The 21,995-nt window shown below is 65.5% G+C and carries 22 protein-coding genes; 18 read left to right on the top strand and 4 right to left on the bottom strand.

Annotated features, from left to right (window positions below):
- The first annotated feature begins 146 nt into the window (after window positions 1-146).
- The 3 genes from OE647_RS12980 (at window position 147) to recO (ending at window position 2,360) form a co-directional block, all read left to right on the top strand.
- The gene (locus OE647_RS12980) at window positions 147-617 is read left to right on the top strand and encodes an SH3 domain-containing protein (RefSeq protein ID WP_263722178.1); all 471 of its coding nucleotides are present in this window, start codon (window positions 147-149) and stop codon (window positions 615-617) included.
- A gap of 65 nt (window positions 618-682) precedes the next feature.
- Entirely contained in the window at window positions 683-1,567 is an 885-nt protein-coding gene (locus OE647_RS12975) for a cation diffusion facilitator family transporter (RefSeq protein WP_263722163.1), read from the top strand.
- A 70-nt stretch (window positions 1,568-1,637) separates the two neighbouring features.
- Window positions 1,638-2,360, top strand: coding sequence for a DNA repair protein RecO (gene recO / locus OE647_RS12970; RefSeq protein ID WP_263722162.1), 723 nt, complete (start codon window positions 1,638-1,640; stop codon window positions 2,358-2,360).
- On the opposite strand, the gene OE647_RS12965 is transcribed toward recO, so the two are convergent.
- The gene (locus OE647_RS12965) at window positions 2,351-2,752 is read right to left on the bottom strand and encodes an META domain-containing protein (RefSeq protein WP_263722161.1); all 402 of its coding nucleotides are present in this window, start codon (window positions 2,750-2,752) and stop codon (window positions 2,351-2,353) included. The genes recO and OE647_RS12965 overlap by 10 nt on opposite strands.
- Window positions 2,753-2,885: 133 nt before the next feature.
- Here OE647_RS12965 and OE647_RS12960 point away from each other — a divergent pair, with 133 nt between their 5' ends.
- Entirely contained in the window at window positions 2,886-4,088 is a 1,203-nt protein-coding gene (locus tag OE647_RS12960; RefSeq protein WP_263722160.1) for an MFS transporter, read from the top strand.
- A gap of 32 nt (window positions 4,089-4,120) precedes the next feature.
- On the opposite strand, the gene OE647_RS12955 is transcribed toward OE647_RS12960, so the two are convergent.
- On the bottom strand, window positions 4,121-5,785 hold the full coding sequence (locus OE647_RS12955) for an acyl-CoA dehydrogenase family protein (protein WP_263722159.1): 1,665 nt from the start codon (window positions 5,783-5,785) through the stop codon (window positions 4,121-4,123).
- Between the two features lie 162 nt (window positions 5,786-5,947).
- Here OE647_RS12955 and OE647_RS12950 point away from each other — a divergent pair, with 162 nt between their 5' ends.
- From OE647_RS12950 to OE647_RS12895, 12 genes are all read left to right on the top strand, one after another.
- Window positions 5,948-6,706 (top strand): sulfite exporter TauE/SafE family protein, encoded by a 759-nt coding sequence (locus OE647_RS12950; RefSeq protein ID WP_263722158.1) that lies wholly within the window; start codon window positions 5,948-5,950, stop codon window positions 6,704-6,706.
- Between the two features lie 422 nt (window positions 6,707-7,128).
- Window positions 7,129-7,326: a Flp family type IVb pilin gene (locus OE647_RS12945; protein ID WP_263722157.1), complete on the top strand. Its 198-nt coding sequence runs from the start codon at window positions 7,129-7,131 to the stop codon at window positions 7,324-7,326.
- Window positions 7,327-7,437: 111 nt separating this feature from the next.
- Window positions 7,438-8,244 carry a Flp pilus assembly protein CpaB gene (gene cpaB, locus OE647_RS12940; RefSeq protein ID WP_263722156.1) on the top strand — a complete coding sequence of 269 codons (807 nt, stop codon included), beginning with the start codon at window positions 7,438-7,440 and terminating at the stop codon, window positions 8,242-8,244.
- 77 nt (window positions 8,245-8,321) lie between these two features.
- Window positions 8,322-9,788, top strand: coding sequence for a pilus assembly protein TadG-related protein (locus tag OE647_RS12935; protein ID WP_263722155.1), 1,467 nt, complete (start codon window positions 8,322-8,324; stop codon window positions 9,786-9,788).
- Window positions 9,789-9,792: 4 nt separating this feature from the next.
- On the top strand, window positions 9,793-10,314 hold the full coding sequence (locus OE647_RS12930; RefSeq protein ID WP_263722154.1) for a TadE/TadG family type IV pilus assembly protein: 522 nt from the start codon (window positions 9,793-9,795) through the stop codon (window positions 10,312-10,314).
- The gene (locus OE647_RS12925; RefSeq protein ID WP_263722153.1) at window positions 10,311-10,994 is read left to right on the top strand and encodes a TadE/TadG family type IV pilus assembly protein; all 684 of its coding nucleotides are present in this window, start codon (window positions 10,311-10,313) and stop codon (window positions 10,992-10,994) included. Before OE647_RS12930 ends, OE647_RS12925 begins: the two co-directional genes overlap by 4 nt.
- Before the next feature lie 52 nt (window positions 10,995-11,046).
- Window positions 11,047-12,240 carry an AAA family ATPase gene (locus OE647_RS12920; RefSeq protein WP_263722152.1) on the top strand — a complete coding sequence of 398 codons (1,194 nt, stop codon included), beginning with the start codon at window positions 11,047-11,049 and terminating at the stop codon, window positions 12,238-12,240.
- 11 nt (window positions 12,241-12,251) lie between these two features.
- Window positions 12,252-13,655, top strand: coding sequence for a CpaF family protein (locus OE647_RS12915; protein WP_263722151.1), 1,404 nt, complete (start codon window positions 12,252-12,254; stop codon window positions 13,653-13,655).
- Complete coding sequence (locus OE647_RS12910; RefSeq protein ID WP_263722150.1) at window positions 13,642-14,610, top strand: type II secretion system F family protein; 969 nt, start codon at window positions 13,642-13,644, stop codon at window positions 14,608-14,610. Before OE647_RS12915 ends, OE647_RS12910 begins: the two co-directional genes overlap by 14 nt.
- Window positions 14,611-14,622: 12 nt before the next feature.
- Window positions 14,623-15,630, top strand: a complete 1,008-nt coding sequence (locus tag OE647_RS12905; RefSeq protein WP_263722149.1) for a type II secretion system F family protein — start codon at window positions 14,623-14,625, stop codon at window positions 15,628-15,630.
- Window positions 15,631-15,976: 346 nt separating this feature from the next.
- Complete coding sequence (locus OE647_RS12900) at window positions 15,977-16,765, top strand: helix-turn-helix transcriptional regulator (protein ID WP_263722148.1); 789 nt, start codon at window positions 15,977-15,979, stop codon at window positions 16,763-16,765.
- A 2-nt stretch (window positions 16,766-16,767) separates the two neighbouring features.
- Complete coding sequence (locus OE647_RS12895; RefSeq protein WP_263722177.1) at window positions 16,768-17,259, top strand: A24 family peptidase; 492 nt, start codon at window positions 16,768-16,770, stop codon at window positions 17,257-17,259.
- 65 nt (window positions 17,260-17,324) lie between these two features.
- On the opposite strand, the gene OE647_RS12890 is transcribed toward OE647_RS12895, so the two are convergent.
- Both OE647_RS12890 and OE647_RS12885 read right to left on the bottom strand, forming a co-directional pair.
- Window positions 17,325-18,725 carry an aspartate aminotransferase family protein gene (locus tag OE647_RS12890; RefSeq protein ID WP_263722147.1) on the bottom strand — a complete coding sequence of 467 codons (1,401 nt, stop codon included), beginning with the start codon at window positions 18,723-18,725 and terminating at the stop codon, window positions 17,325-17,327.
- A 135-nt stretch (window positions 18,726-18,860) separates the two neighbouring features.
- Complete coding sequence (locus OE647_RS12885; RefSeq protein WP_263722146.1) at window positions 18,861-19,520, bottom strand: GntR family transcriptional regulator; 660 nt, start codon at window positions 19,518-19,520, stop codon at window positions 18,861-18,863.
- A 165-nt stretch (window positions 19,521-19,685) separates the two neighbouring features.
- Between OE647_RS12885 and OE647_RS12880 the strand changes: the two genes are divergently transcribed.
- Together OE647_RS12880 and OE647_RS12875 are read left to right on the top strand one after the other, a co-directional pair.
- Window positions 19,686-20,771: a polyamine ABC transporter substrate-binding protein gene (locus OE647_RS12880; protein ID WP_318527945.1), complete on the top strand. Its 1,086-nt coding sequence runs from the start codon at window positions 19,686-19,688 to the stop codon at window positions 20,769-20,771.
- Between the two features lie 71 nt (window positions 20,772-20,842).
- Complete coding sequence (locus OE647_RS12875; protein WP_263722176.1) at window positions 20,843-21,982, top strand: ABC transporter ATP-binding protein; 1,140 nt, start codon at window positions 20,843-20,845, stop codon at window positions 21,980-21,982.
- Window positions 21,983-21,995: the final 13 nt, after the last annotated feature.

Raw genomic sequence — 21,995 nt, 5'->3', positions numbered from 1 at the left:
CTCTTTCGCGGCGCGATCTTAGTTGGCAAAGTGCAGGGGAAAGGGGCAAGTCACAAGCCCCGAAAACGGCGCCGGTCGTGGCGCGAGGGCATGAGAGCAGGCAGATGAAGCGGGCAGGACTCGTCGGGATCGTATTTGCGGTGACGATGGCGTTTTCACAGGCGTCCGGGGCGGCCCAGGGGGACAGCGCCAAGGGGCCGGTGACGAACCTTCCGCTGCCGCGCTTCGTGTCGCTGAAGACCGGCGAAGGCAACGTCCGGCGCGGGCCAAGTCTGTCGCACCGGATCGACTGGGTCTTTACCCACCGCTCCATGCCGCTGCGCATCACCGCCGAATTCGGCCACTGGCGACGGGTCGAGGACAACGAGGGTCAGGGCGGCTGGATTCACTATTCGCTGCTTTCCGGCGTCCGGACTGTCCTGGTCGAGGCCAACCTGGCCGTGCTTCATACCCGCCCCGACGAAAACGCCCCCGCCGTGGCCAAGGCCGAGGCCGGGGTGATCGCGCGGCTCGGGGCCTGCCAGGCGGAATGGTGCGAGATCTCGGCCGACGGCGGCGACGGCTGGGTGCCCAAGGCGGCGCTTTGGGGCGTGGAGCCGGACGAACTGCGGGAGTGACACCCTGCCTCTGGCCTGTCGCGGCAGAGGGCGTTATGAGCGGGCCGAAAACGGCGGAGCGTTCCATGTCCAGCGGGGATCACAACAGGCTCAACATTTCGGCGGGGCTGGCATCCGTCGCCGTGGCGGCGACCCTTGTCGGCCTGAAGCTCTGGGCGCTCGGACTCACCTCGTCGCTGTCGGTGGCGGCCTCGCTTGCCGATAACGCGCTTGACCTGATGATGTCGCTGGGCGGGCTTCTGGCGATCATCTACGCCGCCCGGCCCGCGGATGAGGACCATGCCTTCGGCCACACCTCGGTCGAGGACCTGGCGGCGCTGGCGCAATCGATCTTCATCGCGGTGTCGGGGATGGTGATCGCCTGGGCTGCGGCAGCGCGCCTGCTGGGCCTGGCCGAGTCGCGCATTGCGGCACAGGACAAGGGCATCGCGGTCATGGGCGTCTCGGTCCTTCTGACGCTCTGCCTCGTCCTCTGGCAGCGGCAGGTGGCGCGGCGGACGGGCAGCCGTGTCGTGGCCGCGGATTCGCTGCACTACCTTTCCGATCTGCTGCCGACGCTCGGGGCGATCGGGGCGCTTTGGGCCTCGCGCCGATTTGGTCTGGCGCATGTCGACAGCGTTGTGGCGCTGGCCTCGGCGGCGATCCTGCTGTCCGGGGCGATACGCATCGGCAAGGGTGCCTGGGACGCGCTGATGGACCGCACGGCCGACCCGGAACTGGTCGAGGCCATCGCCGCCATCGCCCGCGCCTGGCCCGGCGTGCGTGGCTTCCACGACCTCAAGACCCGGATGGCGGGCAGCCGGGTCTTCGTTCACATCCACATCGAGCTGGACGGGGACCAGAGCCTGCGCGAGGCCCATGCCATCGGCGCGGGCCTACGGCGCAGGATCATCGAGACCTACCCACAATGCGATGTCATCGTCCACAAGGACGTGGCGCGCGAAACCTGAACGCCGCGCGGTCCTGCCCCGTGGACTTCGCCGGGCGCCGCTGGGATAGTCGCGGCCAAGGGAGGGGCGCATGGAATGGCGGGATCAGGGCGCGCTGCTGTCGGTTCGCCCGCATGGCGAGACGAGCGCGATCATCGAGGTCTTTACCGCCGCCCACGGCCGGCACGCGGGCGTGGTGCGCGGCGGTGTTTCACGCCGCATCGCGCCGATCCTTCAGCCCGGCGCGCAGCTTGACCTGACCTGGCGCGCGCGGCTCGATGAACATATCGGCGCCTTCGTGGTGGAACCCCTGCGGGCGCGCAGCGGCGTGCTCTCGGACCGGCTGGCGTTGGCCGGGCTGAACGCGGTCTGCGCGCTCTTGCATTTCGCGCTTCCCGAACGCGAGCCGCATCCGCTTCTCTACCGCGACAGCATCGACCTGCTCGACGCGCTGGGCGCCCGTCTGGACTGGGTCACCACCTATCTGCGCTGGGAAGCGCGGCTGCTTGAGGATCTGGGCTATGGCCTTGACCTCACCGCCTGCGCCGTCACCGGCAGCCGCGAGGACCTTGTCTATGTCAGCCCCAAGTCCGGCCGGGCGGTGTCGCGAGAAGGCGCCGGTACCTGGGCGGATCGGCTGTTGCCCCTGCCGCCCTGCCTGCTGGGCCAGGGTGCCGCGACGGCGGAGGAAGCTCGGGCCGGGCTCACCACGACCGGGTGGTTCCTGGAACATCGGCTCGCGCCGGACCTTGGCACGCGGCCCCTGCCGGAGGCGCGGCGGCGGTTCGTCGAACTTCTGGCGCGTCAGGGCTGAAGGCGCTCGAACGTCATTTCCCGACCCTCGGGCGAGGTCAGGACGAGGGCGCCCGCCCGTATCTCCGCCTGCGTCATCGCGCCAAGCGCGGTGAAGAAGGCGCGCTCCGCCTCCAACTCGCCGCAGGCGCTGCGGGTTGCCCGGACCGGGCCAAGTCCGAAGCCCGGCAGGCGCACGCGCAGCGCGCCGCTGTAGGCGTTGCAGGGCGCGGTTCCCGCGACGACGCCGTCCTCGGGGAAGCCTAGCGTCGCCCGCGCGGGGTAGGGCGCGCCGTCAAGGCTGACGAGCCGCCAGACGGAGCCGGTTTCGGGAAGCTGGGTCATGTTTTCGTCCGCGATGCAGGCGCTTGTTGCCAGGACAAGCGCAAGGGCGGGGCCAAGGATGCTGCGCATGATCCCACCCTAGCGCGCTCGGCCCGATCGCGCCAGCCGTCCTGCCGCATTGCACCGGAGCGACCCGGCGGTGTCGGAAACCGCTGCGACTTTGTCCCGGGCTTCGGCTCTGTCAGGTGGGCAGGAGACACATATGATTGGCCGTTACATCCCGACCTTGCTGCGCCATGCGCCCGTCCCCGGTGTGCAGGGCTTCGCGCTGCTGGCCGGGATCGAAGCCGCCGTGCGCGGCATCCTGGTGTCCGTCTGGCCGCTGGTGATCTACGAGGCGCTGGGCGACGCGGAGGGCGTCAGCCAGCTTTACTTCCTGGCGGGGATCCTCTCGTTCAGCTTCGGCATGCTGATGCCCTGGCTCGGGCGGTTCATCGCGCGACGTTGGCTCTATTCGATGGGCATGGCCTTCTACATCCTCGGCCCGCTTTGCGCGATCGTCGGCGGGCCGATCCTGACGCCGCTGGGGCTGTTGCTGACAAGCTGGGCGACGATGGCGGCCTTCACCTGCATCAATGCCTACCTGATGGATTTCATCGCGCGCCAGGAGCTGGGCCGGGTCGAGACGCGCAAACTGACCTACAGCGCGCTGTCCTGGACGATCGGACCCATGCTCGGCGTCTGGCTCTGGAAACTCTGGGCGCCCTTGCCGTTCCTGGTTGCGATAGCCTTCGCGGCGATCCTGACCGCGACCTTCTGGGCGATGCGGATGGGCAACGGCAAGACGATCACCCGCGCCCGCGCGCCTGCGCCAAACCCCCTGGCCTTCCTCGGCCGCTTCTTCGCCCAGCCGCGCCTTGTGGCGGGATGGCTCTTCGCGGTCCTGCGCTCGGTCGGATGGTGGGTCTATATCGTCTACCTGCCGATCTACTGTATCGAGGCCGGACTTGGCGATCAGATCGCGAGCCTCGTCTACTCGGTCTCGAACGCCTGCCTGTTCACCTCGCCGCTGATCCTGCGCTGGATGCAGCGCCGCGGTCTCCGGCGGTCGGTCATCATCGCCTTCGCGGCCTCCGCGGGCTGTTTCCTTGCGGCGGGGCTGGCGCCGGTCTGGCCGCCGCTGGCGCTGATCGCGCTCTTCTCGGGGGCCTACTTCCTCGTGATGCTCGACACGTTCGGGGGGCTGCCCTTCCTGATGGCCGTCAGACCGGCAGAGCGGGCGGAAATGGCCGCGGTCTACGCGAGCTTTCGCGACGTGTCGGGCATCCTGACGCCGGGCTTCGCCTGGCTGGTGCTGCTGGTCGCGCCGGTGCCGGGCATCTTCGTGGCTTGCGGCGCGGGGCTGGCCGCCGCGGCGGCCGTGGCCACGCGGCTTCATCCGCGGCTGGGCGGCCGTCACGGCTAGCTGCCGGACCGCCGCCGCCTGGCCTGGCGGCTTCAGTCCAGAAGCCGCCGCGCGATGACCTGCGCCTGGATCTCCGCCGCGCCCTCGAAGATGTTGAGGATGCGTGCATCGCAGAGGATGCGGCTGATCTGGTATTCCAGCGCAAAGCCGTTGCCGCCATGGATCTGGAGCGCGTTGTCGGCGGACGCCCAAGCCACGCGGGCGCCCAGAAGCTTGGCCATGCCCGCCTCCAGGTCGCAGCGCTTGTCATGGTCCTTCTGCCAGGCCGAGTGGTAGGTCAGCTGGCGCGCGATCATGATCTCGACTGCCATCATGGCCAGCTTGCCGGCGACGCGCGGGAACTCGATGAGGGATTTCCCAAACTGCTTGCGGTCTTCGGCGTATTTCATGCCGACCTCCAGCGCCGACTGCGCCACGCCGATGGCGCGGGCCGCTGTCTGGATGCGGGCGGATTCAAACGTCTGCATGAGCTGCTTGAAACCCTGGCCCGGCTGGCCGCCCAGCAGGTTTTCCGACTTGACCTTGAAGCCGTCGAAGCCAAGCTCGTATTCCTTCATGCCGCGATAGCCCAGCACCTCGATCTCTCCGCCCGTCATGCCGGGGGTGGGGAAGGGCTCCTCGGCGGTTCCGGGGGTTTTCTCGGCCAGGAACATGGACAGGCCGCGCCAGTCGGTCGTGTTCGGGTCGGTCCGTGCGAGCAGCGTCATCACATGGGTGCGCGCGGCGTGGGTGATCCAGGTCTTGTTGCCGGTCACCTCCCAGCCGTCTTCGGTCCGCACGGCGCGGGTGCGCAGCGAGCCGAGGTCGGAGCCGGTGTTGGGCTCGGTGAAGACGGCGGTCGGAAGGATCTCCCCGCTCGCGAGCTTCGGCAGCCACTGGGCCTTCTGTTCGGGCGTGCCGCCGCAAAGGATCAGTTCGGCTGCGATCTCGGATCGGGTGCCGAGCGAACCCACGCCGATGTATCCGCGGCTCAGTTCCTCGCTGACCACGACCATCGAAGCTTTGGAGAGACCCAGGCCCCCGAACTCCTCCGGGATCGTCAGGCCGAAGACGCCCAGTTCCGCCAGTTCCTGGATGATCTCCATTGGGATCAGCTCGTCCTTCAGGTGCCAGCTGTGGGCGTTCGGCACCACGCGGTCCTCGGCATAGCGGCGGAACTGGTCGCGGATCATCTCCAGTTCGTCGTCGAGACCCGAGGCGCCGAAGGTCGCGCGCCCGTGGTTGTCGCGCATGAGCGCGACCAGGCGCGCCCGCGCGGCGGGCGAGTTGCCATGCGCGATCAGCGTCGCGGCCGCGCCGTCGGGCGCCCAGGCGGTGCCCAGATCGGAAAGCCGCGCGACCTCACCCTGGCTCATCGGGATGCCGCCGGCGATCTGCGCGAGGTACTCGCCAAAGCCGATCTGGAGGATCAGCTGCTCCATCTCGCCAAAGCCGCCGGATGCGGCGATCCGACCGGCCCAGGCGTTCAGCTGCCGCAGCGATTCGACGTAAGTTGCCAGCCAGGACAGGGCATGGGCCGAGAACTGGTTCGCCTCCAGCGCGGCGCCGGAGATCTTGCCGTCGCGGTCGACCATGGCGCGCACCGCGGCGGTGGCATCGGCCAGGATCGCCTCGACCTGCGGCAGGGCGGCGGTCGTCAGTTCGGTCAGGTCGGAAAGGATCACGCTCATCGGCATCTCGGCCCCGTCATGTGCCATCGGTGGACTCCTATTCTGCGGTCGCACTCTCCTAGCCATTTTGCAGGTGCAGCGCAATATTAATTCGCATTTCCGCCGTCAGAGGCACAAATCTGTCGCGGCGGATTTGGGGTGCGGCCGCTTGGCGTGATCGCTATAGGACAGGCGAAAGGGCGGCATCCCATGGTGGCAGCAGAGATCTGGCTTTATCTGGCGGCGGCAAGTGTCGCGCTTTTCGCGGGGGTCGTGAAGGGCGCGGTGGGATTCGCCATGCCGATGATCATGATCTCTGGCCTGGCCTCCTTCATGCCAGCGGAACAGGCGCTGGTCGCACTGATCCTGCCCACGCTTCTGACCAATGCGGTCCAAGCCCTCAGGCAGGGCGCGGGGGAGGCCTGGGCCTCGGTCCGCGATTACAAGCGCATGATCGCGACGCTGGTGATCTTCGTCCTCCTGACGGCGCAGGCCGTGCCGCTGATCCCGCAGGCGGTGTTGCTGGGGGCGCTTGGCGTGCCGATCGTGGCCTTCGCCCTGACGCAACTCGCCGGGCGCCAGATCCGGTTCGACGCGAAGAACCGCGGCCTGGTCGAGGTTCTGACAGGGGTCGTCGGCGGTGTTTATGGCGGCGTATCGGGGGTTTGGGGGCCGCCGATCATCGCGCTTCTGGTCTCGCTGGAGGCAGAAAAGCGTGAAAGCGTGCGGGTGCAGGGGGTGGTCTATTCCATCGGCTCGGTCGCGCTTCTGGCCGGGCACCTGGGATCGGGTGTCATCACGATGGATCGGCTCGGGCTGTCGGTCTGGCTGCTTCCGCCGGCCCTGGCCGGGCTCTGGTTCGGATTTGCGATTCAGGACCGGCTTGACGCGCGCCGCTTCCGCCGTTGGACGCTTGTCGTGCTCGCCATCACCGGGCTGAACCTGATCCGCCGCGCGCTGTCGGTCTGAGGCACTCCGCCCGCGCTGCACTGCAGGAAAGCGATGTTTTCACCCGGTCAGTGCAGAAAACCTGCCCGCGGTGCGGGTGATTTGGCCGCTAATGGAAACAATCAAGTCTGGCTATCGGCGCTTGTTGCCGATAAATGCCCGAGGTGATCGCGTGGCTCGGCCGGGAATCACGATCAGACGGTGGAAAGGCCCGATTCTCTGGGCGCCAAGCCGGACTTTTCGGGATTTACGGCACCAAAATCCCCTTTGGGGAATGCCGCAAGCGCAGAAATACAACCGATAGGTGAAAAATTCATCTGTTCAGACGATGCGGCGAGGGCCGCGAACCGCGATCATGAATGGGAGCCGTGAGGATTTCTTCCGGTTCGGACCAAACGCCGGACCTCCGGCCTTTTCACGGAACGCAATTGAGGGAGAAACAAATGCGTGACGCTTTTACCAAACTCTTCGCCCGTCTTCGCAAAGATGATGAAGGTGTGACCCTCGTCGAATACGGCATCGCGCTGATCCTCGCGGTGACCATCGGCACCACGCTCCTTTCCGGGCTGGCCGGCGAGATCGAGGCGCAGATGGATGCGGCCTGCAACCAGATGACGGCCGATTCCGGCGCAACGTGCTGATATCTGACGTGACCCGATCTTGAACGGGGCTTCAGATTAAAACAGATCCGGGCGCCCGGCGCCCGGATCAAAATCTAAATCGAGAAATTTGAGAGCAGAAGGAATACCGTCATGGCCATGAAATCCGTGCTCGTCGCGTTACTAGGTATCGCCGTCGCCGGCGGATCGGCCTTTGGCGCCCGCGAGTATCTCAAGCAGACGGCCGCGACCGCCTCCACCGACCCGACGAACGGTCTGGTGACGGCCATCGTCGCGGGGCGCGAGATCAAGTTCGGTCAGGCGATCGAACCGCAGATGCTCCAGATCGTGTCCTGGCCGCGCGAGGCGCTGCCCGTCGGTGCCTTCACCGATGTTGATGCGCTTTTGCCCCAGGCGGGCGGCCAGCCGCGCCGGGCCAAGGGCTCCATGTCGCCGGGCGAGTTGATCCTGGCCTCCAAGGTTTCGAATTTCGGCGAAAAGGTCACGATCGTGCAGACGCTTGGCGCCAACACTCGCGCCATGGCGATCCGCGTCGATGCCGTCACCGGTGTCGGCGGTTTCGTGACGCCGGGCGACACGGTCGATATCGTGCTGACCCAGGGCGGGGGCGATGGGCTGCGCGCCGTCACGATCCTTCAGAATATCCGCGTCATCGGCGTTGATCAGCAGACGAACGAACAGAATGCCGCGCCCGACATCGCGCGCACCGTCACGGTCGAGGTTTCGCCCGAGCAGAGCCAGAAGCTCGCGCTGGCGCAAAGCGCCGGCACGCTGAGCCTGACGCTGCGCACGCTCGACAACGTCGTTGACCAGCCGCTGAATTCCATCCGTCTGTCGGACATCCTTCAGGAAAAATCGCCGACCGAGGACGAGGTCGAGAAGACGCGGATCAAGGTCCGGCGCGGGAACGAACTGACCGAGGTCGAAATCAACAACTGACGACGCGGGGGCAAACACCCTCCGGCACCGCTATCCGTGAGGGACAGCGGACGGGATTGGTCAAACGGAGCGATGCGATGCGCAGGACTGCCGCCAGATTTGCGAAGAACGACGACGGAGCGATCCTGATCATCGTCGCGGTCTCTCTGGGTACGATCCTTGGCATGATCGCATTGTCCTATGACCTCGGCCGCATGGCCACGACGCAATCCGAGCTTCAGTCCTTTGCCGATCACATCGCGCTGAGCGCCGCGGGCGAGCTTGACGGCGAGAACGGCGCGCGGGCGCGGGCGCAGGCGGCCGCCACCAACTTCTTTACCGACCGGCAGACTTTTGCGGATGACGCGAGTGGCAACGCGCTGGACTCGACGGATTTCACGCTGACGTTCCTGCGTTCCCTCCCCACGCTCGATACCACTGCGATCACCTCGGCCAACACGGCCCTCGGCGATACGGACGCGATCTTTGCCCGTGTTCAGGTTGCGCCGAAGACCGTGCCCTTCACCTTCGGGCGCGCGTTTTTCGCGCTGACCGGGCAGGCGCAAAGCACCCCGACCTTTGGGGCAGAGGCGGTCGCGGGCTTCGCCTCCTACGCCTGCGACATCACGCCGATGATGTTCTGCATGCCGCCGGGCTTCGATGCCGACACCTGGGAAGGGCGCACGATCCTGATGCGCGCGGGCGGCAACAGCGCGGCCTGGGGACCGGGCGATTTCGGCTTTCTCCAGCCGTCCACCGTCGCGGTCGACTCGACGGGCAACTGCGCGGGTCTGTCCGGGCCGCAGGCGCTGAGCTGTGCGCTGGGCGCCGCCGGGTCCATCACCCAATGCTTCCGCCAGCGCGGCGTCGATACAGAGCCGGGGCAGAAAAACGGCCTCACCAATTCGCTGAACACGCGGTTCGACATGTGGCCTGGTGACCTGAAGCCCGGGGCCGACGGTGTGAAATATGCCCCCGCCCCCGGCGTCACCAAGGGTTTGGTGCCGAACGGCAACGGCAGCAGCTGCATCAACAACAACGCCGATCCGTCGCCCGATACCGTGGCTCTGCCGCCTGACGATTGCTTCCCCGGCTGCGGGCGCTACGGCGATGGCGACTGGAGCGTCGGGCGCGCGAACTATGTGACCATGAACTATGGCACCACGGCGAACCCGGCCCCGGCTGATCCGCATGCGTCCGCGACGACCCGCTACGACTATTACCTGTCGGAGTTGAACGGGAACTACTCGGCCACCACGCCGGCCATCTTTCCCGCTGGCAAGTCAGAGACGGGCCGGCCGATGTGCGGGGCGCTTCCCTATCCCGATCCCGCGCGTCGCGAGCTGATCATGGCGGCCGTCGACTGTTCGCAAGGAACCGTCGCCGAGGCCCTGCGCGGCAGCGCGACCAATATCCCGGTCAAGGAATACGTCCGGGTCTTCCTTCTCCAGCCTGTGGGCGCGGCGCCCGAACTGTCGATCTATGGCGAGGTCATCGGCTCTGCCGGTGGCAACGGCAACGCGGGCAGCGGCGTCTTCCACGAAATCGTCCAGCTTTTCCGGTGATGTCATGAGGATCCTGCGCATCGACCTTCCGAAAAGCCTGCGCCGGTTCCTCCGGCGGGAGGAAGGCGCGATCCTGGTGGAGTTCGCTTTCTCCCTTCCGATCCTGCTGATCTTCTTCGCGGTCATCGTGGAAGGCACGCGGATGATGAAAAACTACCACACCGCGATTTCCGGCGTGCGCGACGCGACGCGCTACATGTCGCGGCACCTTCCGATCGACCTTTGCAACACCGCCCCCACGGCCAACGCCCTCAGCAACTATGACGCCATCTTGCAGACGATTGTCGGCCGGAGCGTCAGCAACGCCTCGCTCTTTCCGTCGGGCATCACCCTGACGTCGGTCAGGGCCACCTACACCTGCCCGTCGAACAGCCCCGCCTATCATGTGCGCCCGGCCGTCGTACGGGTGGCCGCGACGATGACGGTCAACTTCCCGTTTTCCTCGGCCTTCGAGCTTCTGGGCGGGCAAAGGTTTTCTGGCTTGACCACGACGATCAGCGATTCAGTCAAGGTGTTCGGAACATGACGCGGGCCTTCCATATCCTTGGCGGCTTCGTCCGCCGCGAGCGGGGGGCCGTCCTTGTCGAACTGGCGGTGGTGCTGCCGATCTTTCTGCTGATCTTCCTCGGCATCATCGACTTCGGTCGGCTGGGCTACGATGTCGTCACCGCCGAAAAGGCCATGCAGCGCGCCGTGCGCATCGCCATCGTCCGCCCCGGCGCCTGCAACGGGGTTCCCGGCGCGGTCGCGATCCCTGACACGACAAGCCGCGATCCGGGCAACTCCGACCCGATCGCGCCGCGCTTCGGGACCGCCTGCAACCAGTCCGGTTCGATCTGCGCCCAGGTGGCCCAGTCCACCTGCAGCCTTGCGCAGGGGATCGCCGTCGCCAACCCGACCGCGATCGAGATCTGGAACAGCATCGACGACCTGATGCCGGGCAAGGCCACCGCGGCAAACGTCCGGATCACCTACGACGACAGTGCCATCCTTGGCAGCACTTCCCTGCGGCTCGGTTTCCTGGGCGGACCCTACGTCCCCATCGTGACGGCGCAGGTGCAGAATTTGCAGTTCAATTTCGTGACGCCCATCTCCGGCTTCGTGTCGATGGCGGGGGGGACATCGACCTTCGCGCAGACGGTCCAGTTCCCGGCGCTCAGCGTTTCGCTGCCCGCGGAGGATCTGGCGCAGGGGGAAAACGGATGACCGGGGGCAAGTGCGGACGAGTGAGAAGAAAGGTAGGGCCATGAAGGTTCCAATGAAATCCATCCTCGTGATCACCCCCGACAAGGCGGTGTCCCAGGCGATCGGCGCAGCACTTGGCGGTGACCCGGCGATCAAGCTCGACACGAAGTCCTCGACCCTGACGCAGCTGAACGGCCAGGCCGTCAAGTTCGCGCAGGAACATGACTTCATCATCTTCGACACCGATCCGGGGAACGAGGCGGATATTCATGCGATCGAGGCGCTGGCCCAGAACCGGCGCGACGGCACGATCCTTCTGGCGCTGGCCTCGGGCGACATCTCGCTGGCGGATGCGCGCAAGCTGACCCGGGCGGGTGTGGACGAGGTTCTGCCCTATCCAATCACGGGCGCCGAACTGACCGAACAACTGGAGCGTCTCGGCAAAAAGGCCGTGCCCGAGACGCGCAGCGCACCGGGGCGGATCGGGCGGGTGATCGCGGTCGCCCAGGCCCGCGGCGGGTCGGGCGCCACGACGGTCGCGCTGAACCTGGCCGATGCGCTGACCGGCAAGAGCGGGTTCCTGCACAAGGCCGACAAGCACAGCGTCGCGCTCGTCGATTTCGATCTTCAGTTCGGCACCATCGGCTCCGCCCTTGATCTGGAGGAGCAGGACGCGCTGCTGAAGCTCGCGCAGGACGGCACCGTTCCCGATCTGCGGTTCCTGGAACAGACGATGACCAAGCTGCCCGGCGGGCTGAATGTCCTGCCGGCGCCTTCGAAATTTGCCCCGGTCGATGCCCTGCGCAACGACCAGGTGGCGGCGATCCTCGACCTTCTGCGCCAGACCAATGACTATGTCGTCGTGGACCTGCCGCGCGCCCTTGTCAGCTGGGTCGAGCCGGTCATCGAAGAGGCTGATGAACTGCTGATCGTGACCGACCTCACCGTGCCCTCGGTGCGTCATGCCCGGCGCCTGATGGATTTCTTCAAGACGGTGAACATCGGCCTGACGGTGACAATCGTCGTCAACCGCGAAGGCCGACCCCTCATGCGCACGAGCGTCCAGAAGGAGGCCGCCGCCGCCCTCGACAGCAAGCTGGAGTTCTGGCTGCCCGCCGACGACAAGGCTGCCCGCGCCGCCGTCGATCAGGGCAAGCCGCTGTTCTCCGTTGCAAGCCGGTCGCCGTTGACCAAGGCGATCGGTCAGCTTGCCAAAGCCATAACAAAAGCCCTTCCCGCCGCGGCGCGGGTCGGGGCTGCAAAATAGGAGGTCCGACCGTGTTCAAGAGTTTCACTCGCAGCAATCCCGCCGCCGCCAGCAATGTCATCGAGATCGGCGGAAAGACGGGCGAGGCGGTCGCACCCCTTTGGCAGCCGACCGAGGCCGACAACGAACTGATCGAGCGGCTGGAGCTGAAAAGCCAGCTGCACGAGGTCCTGCTTGAGCGGCTGAACCTGGCCGTGATCGACAAGGTCCAGCCCGAGGAGCTTCGGCGCGAGGTGGCCGCGCTCGTCTCCAACGTGCTCTCGCAGCAGAAGCGGCCGATGCGGTCGGAGGAATTCAACCAGCTGATCGACGAGCTTCTGGACGAGGTCCTGGGCTTCGGCCCGCTGGAGCCGCTTCTGGCCGACCCGACGATCAACGACATCCTCGTCAACAGCCACAGCAGCGTCTATGTCGAACGCTTCGGCAAGCTGGAGCGGACCAAGGTCCGCTTCCGGGATGAACGCCACCTCCTGCGCATCATCGACAAGATCGTGTCGCGGGTCGGGCGCCGGGTCGATGAAAGCCAGCCCTGGGTCGATGCGCGCCTTGAGGACGGAAGTCGCGTCAACGCGATCATCCGGCCCTGCGCCATCGATGGCCCCTCGCTCTCGATCCGCAAATTCTCGCGCCATCCGCTGACCATGCAGCGCATGATCGACATCGGTTCTGTGACCGCACCGGCGGCGACGCTGCTCAAGGGCCTGGTCGAGGCGCGGCTCAACGTCCTGATCTCTGGCGGGACCGGTTCGGGCAAGACCACGATGCTGAACGCGATGTCCTCCTACATCGGCCATAGTGAACGGGTCGTGACGATCGAGGACGCCGCGGAGCTTCAACTTCAGCAGGAACATGTCGTGCGGCTGGAAACCCGTCCGCCCACCCCCGGTGGTTCCGGCGCGGTGACGCAGCGCGACCTGGTGCGCAACGCGCTCCGGATGCGCCCCGACCGCATCATCGTGGGCGAGGTCCGTGGGGCCGAGACCTTCGACATGCTCCAGGCGATGAACACCGGTCACGACGGGTCGATGACCACGGTTCACGCCAACTCCGCCCGCGACGCGCTGGGCCGGCTTGAACAGATGGTGACGATGATGGGGATCGACTTCCCGCTGTCGGCCATCCGCGCCCAGATCGCATCCGGCCTGCACATGGTTGTCCAGCTCAACCGCATGAGCGACGGCAAGCGCCGCGTCGTCAGCGTGAGTGAGATCACCGGCATGGAAGGCAGCACCCTGACCATGCAGGACATTTTCGTCTTCAAGCGCTCCGGCAAGTCCGAAAACGGCGATGTCCTGGGCGAGTTCATCGCGACGGGCATCCGGCCGCGCTGCGCGGAACTGCTGCATCAGGCCGGCGTCGATCTGCGCCAGGACATCTTCCTGCGCAAGGAAGGGGGACCGGATGCGCGGGCTTGACAGTTTCGAGATCGAGGCGCTGGTCTATGTCGGCATCTTCGTCGGCGTCCTGATCGCCTACGAGGGCGTCCGCCAGCTTCTGACACGCACCGAAACCTCCGGCGCGGCGCGCAGCCGCCGGATGAAGATGATCGCGGGCGGGGCCACCACCGAGGACGTTCTGCGGCTTCTGCGGCCGTCGGTCGATCGCTGGGTGCTCGCGCGCCTGCCGCTGATCGGCGACCTGCCGGTCGTGCTGCGCCAGGCGGGTTTGACGCTTAGCCCGGCCGTCGTCCTGACCGGGTGCCTTGCCGCGGCGATCGTCTTCGCGGTTGCTGGATCGACCTTCATCGGTGCGCTTCCCGCCGCCGCTGTGGCGCTTGCCGTCAGCTTTACCGTCCCGATCGTCGCGATCCGCGCCATGCGCAACAAGCGGATGGAGGCGATGGTCTCCCAACTGCCCGACGCGCTTGACCTGATGGCGCGCGGGCTCAGGGTCGGGCATCCGATCAACGCCACGATCGCCTCGGTCGCCAACGACATGTCGGACCCGATCGCGACGGAGTTCGGCATCGTGCTCGACCAGGTCAGCTACGGCGACGACCTTCCCGACGCGTTCTCGGAGTTCGCCGACCGGATCGACCAGGAAGACGTGCGCTATCTCGCGATCAGTATCGCGATCCAGCACGGCACCGGCAGCGATCTGGCGCGGGTGCTGAATACGCTGTCCTCGGTCATCCGCGCGCGCATGGCCATGCGCCGCCGGATCCAGGCGATCTCGGCCGAGGGCCGGTTGACCTCGATCTTCCTGTCCGCCCTGCCCATCTTCATCCTTGTGTTCACCCAGATGAGTTCCCCCAGCTACTACATGGGGGTGATCGATGACCCGCTGTTCAAGCCTTTCGCGATCATCATCGGCACCCTGATCGTGGTGAATTATCTGGTGCTTCGCCGCCTGGTGGACTTCCGGATCTGATTGGAGAGTAACATGTTCGACGCGCTCATGACACGGATGTCGGAAGACCCCGCCCTGTTCCAGACCCTGCTGGTCGTCGGGGTCGGCGTGGGCGTGATGCTGTTCATCTACGGGCTTTTCGGAAGCGTGGGCCAGAAGGATCCCGTCGCGCGCCGCATGGCCGGAACCAGTGGTCGCGCGCGCGCGAAGCGCCGCGACGCCGACATCCTGCACTCGGTGCAGAACGATCCGACCGGGTTCCTGAAGGCGATTGTGCCGGGCGACAAGAAAGAGCGGACACAGATCCAGCGGCAGCTTGCCCAGGCCGGGTTCAACAACCCGCATGCGATGCGCAATTACTACCTGTTCCGCCTCGTCATGGGGGTGCTGCTGCCCGGGCTCTATATCTTCATGATCTACAACGCCCGTGCGGGTGTCGTTCCCATGCCCGATGCCGTCACGCACAACTTTTCGGAACTGTCGCAGACCCGGATCACGGCCGGTCTGGCGGCCCTTGTCTGGACGGGCTTTTACGGCCCCAACTACTGGCTGCGCGCCCGCGTCGACAAACGCCGCCGCCAGATCGAGGAGGCGTTTCCCAACGCCCTCGACCTTATCCAGATCTCGGTCGATAGCGGTCTCAGCTTCGACGGGGCCATGACGCGTGTCGCCAACGAAATCGTAACGACCGCCCCGATCCTGTCGGAGGAGTTCCTGATCACCCAGCGCGAGATCCAGGCGGGCCGTGCGCGCGACCGGGCGTTGATGGACCTCGCGGAACGGACCGGTGTGCGCGAGGTCGGTTCCTTCGCCAGCGTCGTGATGCAGTCGATCCAGTTCGGCACCAGCATCTCGGACGCGCTGACAACCTACGCCGACGAGATGCGCCATGCGCGCGAGATGCGCGCGCAGGAGAAAGCCAACAAGCTGCCGGTGAAGATGTCCGCGGTGCTGGCCTCGCTCATGCTGCCGGCGCTGGTGCTGCTTGTCCTCGGGCCGGTGGTCATCCGCTACCTGCGCAACATCTCGGGGGCGGGCTGAGTCGCGGGGCCTGGCCCCGCACGCCCGCGCCGAAGCGCTTCGATGCTGACAATATGCGAAAAGTCATTGAACTGGTTACTCAAAATGACCAGAATATCGCCTTAAAGTTGTAATTTATCGCCATTTCAGCCCTTACTGTCGCCGATCATTGACCCCTCTCGGGGGCGATCATACGCTCAAACTGGGTGATGGGGATGTGTGTATCGCCTGTCTGCATCCGTTTCGCAGACAGCTTATTGTATCCCCCCGCAAGGGGGCGGAGGTTGCATTGGTCGGTTTGAGAAGAGCTTCAGGAACAGATCCCGCAAGTGTCAGTCCGGCCGATCCGGCCCGGCTTGTCGAGGTTGTGGCTGGCTGGAGCGAGGGGCTGCACGGGAACACCACGCTCGACGAAGGCTTCGCTGGCCTCGTGCGCGGCCTTGGTGCCGAGGCTGGCGCGATCGCGCGTACCTATCCTGGCCGCCCCTTCCCGCAGATCGTCGCGCTTCATGATGCAAGGGCGCAGGATGCCGTGTCGCGCCCGCTTCGGGGCAGCTACGCGACGAACCTGTTCGGGGCCTATCTGCAAAATGCCCGTCCCGCGACGATCTGGCTGGCCTCGGAACACGCCGACGAATCTGACGCGGTTGCGGGTGTCGGCCTGCACGTCTGGCAGGTGGCCCGGCACATGCGCGAAATGGCGGTTCTGACGCTGACGGCCGACCCGTCGTTCCGCGACCATGTCGAGCTTCATTTCCGAGAGCGTCTGGATGACCAGACGCTGGCCTGTCTCAATGCGGTCCTGCCGGCGGTCGCACGCATCTGGACAGGGCGCCAGGTGGGGCTCGTGACTGCGCAGGTTGTTGAAAATAGGAAGAAAGACGAATCGCAACCGGACTGCCCCCCCTCCCGTCCGCTTCTGGGTATCTCCAATCCAGCGGGCCTTAGCCGGGCGGAATTCCGGGTCTGCGTGATGCTGAGCCGGGGGCTTTCGGTCCGCGGCGTGGCGGCGGAGGTCGGCCTGACGGAAGCGACGGTGCGGTCGCACCTGCGCAGCATCTACGCAAAGACAGGCACCCGGTCGCTGGCGGAGCTGGTGTTTCGGCTGTTGGATCAGGGGACGCAGTCGGCCGACAACACGCGGCGGCGGGCGTGATCATGATCTCCGGGACGCTCATCCCCTTCGTGCCATTGATCGCGGTGGCACCCGTGATGGTGACTGCGGCCTGGTTTGACCTGCGCTTTCTGCGTATTCCAAACGTGCTGAGCCTGATCCTGCTGGCAGCCTTCGTGCTGTTCGCCCTGGCCTTCCCGCCCGCGGATCTGCTTTGGCGGCTGCTCGTGGCGGGGGCGGTCTTCGCGGCCGGAATGGTCGGCTTTCACTTCCGCCTCTTCGGCGGGGGGGACGTGAAGCTGCTTTCAGCGCTCATGCTGCTGATCCCGGTCTGGTCGCTGGGCCTTTTCGCCCATGTCTTTTCGCTCTCGATGTTCGCAGGCATCGCCGCCGTCTTCACCATGAAGCGCATCCCGGTTTTTGCGGGAACCGGCTGGGCCTCCATGCGGCCGGGGCGGCAGTTCCCGATGGGCGTGTCCATCGGGCTGGCCGGGCTTGCCCATCCCATTGCCGTCCTCGCAACCTCTGCGGGTTGACGGATCGCCCCATGGGTGGGGTCAACAGGCCCGTCCGGTGGGGGGCGGGCCTGTAACTTTTGAGCTCAAGCCGCTTTCAGCAGGCCTTCGGAACGGATCTTGGCATAGGCCTCGTCAAGGGACTTGGTCGCGCGCTCGATCAGGATGTCGATCTCGGACGGCGTGATCACCAGCGGGGGCGAGATGATCATGCGGTCCCCGACATGGCGCATGACGAGGTTGTTGGCGAAGCAGCGCTCACGTGTGATATAGCCGACTGTGCCCGCGTCCGAGGCGAACTTTGCCCGCGTTTCCTTGTTCGGGGTCAGCGCGATCGAGCCCATCAGGCCGGCCAGCTTCGCCTCGCCGACCAGCGGGTGGTCGCTGAGGGCCTGCCACCGCTCCATCAGGTAGGGATGCGCGACGTTGCGCACGTGATCGAGCACCTTTTCCTCTTCAAGAAGCTCAAGGTTGCGCAGAGCCACGGCCGCGGCGACCGGATGGCCGCAGTAGGTGTAGCCGTGGTTGAAATCATCGCCCGAGCCCGCGATGGTGTTGAAAACCTCGTCGCAAATGATCGACCCGCCGATCGGCGCATAGCCCGAGGACAGGCCCTTGGCGATGGTCATGATATGCGGCTTGATGCCCATGGTCTGGCTACCGAACCAGTTTCCGGTGCGGCCGAAGCCGGTGATGACCTCGTCCGCGATCAGAAGGATGCCGTGCTTGTCACAGATGCGCTGGATCTCCGGCCAGTAGGTCGCGGGCGGGATGATCACGCCGCCGGCGCCCTGGATCGGCTCGCCGATGAAGGCCGCGACGCGGTCCGCGCCCAGTTCCTCGATCTTCGCCTCAAGCTCGCGCGCGCGGGCCAGGCCGAACTCCTCCGGCGTGGCGTCGCCGCCCTCGGCGTACCAGTGCGGCTGGTTGATGTGGACGATGTTCGGGATCGGCAGGCCGCCCTGCGCGTGCATGCCGGACATCCCGCCAAGCGAGGCGCCACCCATGGTCGATCCGTGGTAGGCGTTCTTGCGGCTGATGATGATGTTCTTCTCGGGCTTGCCCTTCACGTCCCAGTAGCGGCGCACCAGGCGGATGTTGGTGTCGTTCGCCTCGGAGCCGGAGCCGGCGTAGAAGACGTGGTTCAGATCGCCGGGCGCCAGTTCCGCGATCTTCGCGGCCAGCGCGATCGCGGGCACATGCGAGGTCTGGAAGAAGGTGTTGTAGTAGCACAGCTCCTCCATCTGGCGGGCGGCGACCTCGGCCAGCTCCTTGCGGCCGTAACCCAGGTTGACGCACCAAAGGCCCGCCATCCCGTCCAGGATCTCGTTCCCCTCGCTGTCGGTCAGGAACACGCCCTTGCCGCGCGTGATGATCCGCGCGCCCTTCTTCGCCAGGGCCGCATCCTCGGTGAAGGGGTGCATATGGTGCGCGGCGTCGAGGGCCTGAAGCTCCTTCGTCGGCATGTGGTTGGTGATCGTCGTCATGGCGAGCTCCTGGAATGAGGGACGGCCAGTCCGGCACCTTCAGGTCTGAGAGGCGCGTCCGGGCACGCCGGATTCGCGGCCCTGGCCGATTGCGCTCAGGATATGATCAAAATATTGGATGTCAACCTGATTTGATCAAACGTCCAGACTCGAAAGGGTCATGCGGATCTGATCGATGCCCTGGTTCACGTCGTCGCGAATCGCGGTTGCGACCGCCTCGGGCGAACCCGACCGCAGCGCGAGCAGCGCCTGCTGGTGCTTGTCGGGAAGCCCGTTGGTGCCCAGCCGCCCGCAGACCACCCGCAGCGACGGGCCGCCGCGCAGCAGTAGCATCTGCGCGATGGCAAAAAGAATGCTCGCGTCTGCCTGTTCGTATAGCGTCGTGTGAAAACGGTGGTTGTGTTCCAGATAGGCCTTCACATCGCCCCGGCGCACCGCCGTGTTGAGAGATTCGTCGATGCTTTCCAGCTTTGAAATCGCCTCGGGCGTGATCTTCTGGGCCGCAAGATAAGCCAACTGCGGCTCGATGGCCTGCCGCGCGAAAGCCAGTTCGTCCAACTGCGCAAGGGTCAGTTCGGGCACGCAGACCCGCCGGTTACCCTGAAACTGCAGCGCGCCCTCGGCCGTCAGACGGCGGATGGCCTCGCGCACGGGGGTCATGCCCGCGTTCAGATCGCTCACAAGCCCTTGAATCGTAACTGCTTGACCAGGGGCAAGTTCTCCGAACAGGATCATCTCGCGAATCTTGCGATATACGAGTTCGTGTGTTGGCGGCTTATGAAAATCAGCGTTCAACGAGTTGTCGCCTTTCGCAGAAAGACCATCCGGTCATGGTGTGGTTGTTTCGGGCGCCTACGGTATCGGTTCCCCCCGAAATTTGCCATATTGTATTTTGATCGGATTTTTGATCAAATGTCGTCAGTGGGGAAGCCCTGCTGACGTCACTACAGGGAGTCAATGATGAAAAGAACAATGCTGTCCGTTGCCGCGCTCATCGCGGCCGGGGCGTTCTCGGCGAGCGCCGAGGAGGTTCATGTCTACAACTGGTCGGACTACATCGACGAGGAACTGCTGACCAAGTTCAAGGACGAAACCGGGATCGACGTTGTCTACGACGTGTTCGATTCGAACGAGATCCTCGAAACCAAACTGCTGGCTGGCGGTTCAGGCTATGACGTGGTTGTCCCGACCGGGTCGTTCCTGCAACGCCAGATCCAGGCCGGCGCGTTCCAGAAGCTCGACAAGGCGCAGCTTCCGAACATCGGCAACATGTGGGACGTCATCGCCGACCGCGTGTCGAAATACGACCCGGGCAACGAATATGCCGTGAACTACATGTGGGGCACGACCGGGATCGGCGTGAACATCAACAAGGTCAAGGAAGTCCTGGGCGATGACGCGCCGGTCGGCTCGCTTGCGCTGGTCTTCGATCCGGCCAACATGGAAAAGCTGGCCTCTTGCGGCGTCCACATCCTGGATGCGCCGACCGAGATCATCCCGGCGGCGCTGCGCTACATCGGCGAAGACCCCGATGCGCAGGACCTCGAGACGATCGAGAAGGTCGAGCCGGTTCTGACCGCTATCGCGCCCTATGTGCAGAAGTTCCACTCCTCGGAATACATCAACGCCCTGGCCAACGGCGACATCTGCGTGGCCTTCGGCTGGTCGGGTGACGTGCTCATGGCGCGCGACCGCGCGGCCGAGGCCGACAACGGGGTCGAGATCGAGTATCACATCCCGAAGGAAGGCGCGCTGATGTGGTTCGACCAACTGGCGGTCCCGGTCGATGCACCGAACCCGTCGGCGGCCCACAAGTTCATCAACTTCATGATGGACGCGCAGAACGCGGCCGCGGCGTCGAACTATGTCTACTACGCCAACGGCAACAAGGCCTCGCAGGAGTTCCTCAACGAGGATGTGATCGGCGACGGCGCCATCTATCCCGACGAGGAAACGACCTCCAACCTCTACACCACCTCGCCCTACGATCCGAAGGTGAACCGTGGTGTCACGCGGCTTTGGACCAAGATCAAGTCCGGGACCTGATCGCTTCGCTTGAACCAGGACCCCGCACCGCGCCGGTGCGGGGTCTTTTCGTGAATGAGGACAGAATGCAAATGGCACAGCCCGGCACACGCCCCGTTTTCGCCCCCTGGAGCGACCCCGCAGAAAAGCCGCTGATCCAGTTCCGCAACGTCACCAAGAAATTTGGCGACTTTGTCGCGATCGACAACATCACGGTCGATATCTTCCGGCGGGAATTCTTCGCGCTGCTCGGCCCCTCGGGCTGCGGCAAGACGACCCTGATGCGGATGCTCGCCGGGTTCGAAGCGCCGACCAGCGGGACGATCCTTCTGGACGGGGTCGACATCGCCCCGGTGCCGCCCAACAAGCGCCCGGTCAACATGATGTTCCAAAGCTACGCGCTGTTCCCGCATCTCAGCGTCTGGGACAACATCGCCTTCGGGCTGCGCCGCTCGGACATGCCGAAGGAGCAGATCCCGGCCCGGGTCGAGGAAATGCTGCGCCTTGTCCGGCTTGAGAAATTCGCCAAGCGTCGGCCCCACCAGATCTCCGGCGGCCAGCGCCAGCGCGTCGCGCTGGCCCGTTCGCTCGCCAAGGCGCCGAAGCTGCTGCTGCTGGATGAGCCCTTGGGTGCGCTCGACAAGAAGCTGCGCCAGGACACGCAGTTCGAATTGATGGACATCCAGGAAAAGACCGGCACCACCTTCGTGATCGTGACCCACGACCAGGAAGAGGCGATGACCGTCGCCAGCCGCGTCGCGGTCATGGACCACGGCAAGATGATCCAGATCGACACGCCCGACCGGATCTACGAGACGCCGAACTCGGTCTACGTCGCCGACTTCATCGGGGATGTTAACATCATCGAGGGGACGGTCGCCGATGTCGCGGGCGGCAAGGTCTCGATCTCCTGGGCCGAGGGCCAGCCCGCCCTGATCGGCACCGCGCCCGAGGGGATCGCGAAGGGCGCGCGCGTCCATTACGCCATCCGCCCCGAGAAGGTGGCCATCGCGACGCAACCGCCCAGCGACCGCGCCAATGTGATCGAGGGGACGGTCCACGATATCGCCTACCTGGGCAATATCTCGACCTACAAGGTCGAACTGCCCGGCGGCCGGATGATGAAGGCGCAGGTCGCCAACGACCGCCGCATCGCGCGGCGCGACATCACCTGGGACGACAAGGTCTGGCTGTCCTTCACGGACACCGCCGGCATCGTGTTGTTGAAGTGAGGGGGCGGTCATG

It is taken from the genome of Albidovulum sediminicola, assembly GCF_025751575.1.
Lineage (GTDB): Bacteria > Pseudomonadota > Alphaproteobacteria > Rhodobacterales > Rhodobacteraceae > Albidovulum > Albidovulum sediminicola.
Note: the sequence above shows the minus strand (reverse complement) of the source record. Positions and strands in the feature narration are given on the sequence as shown.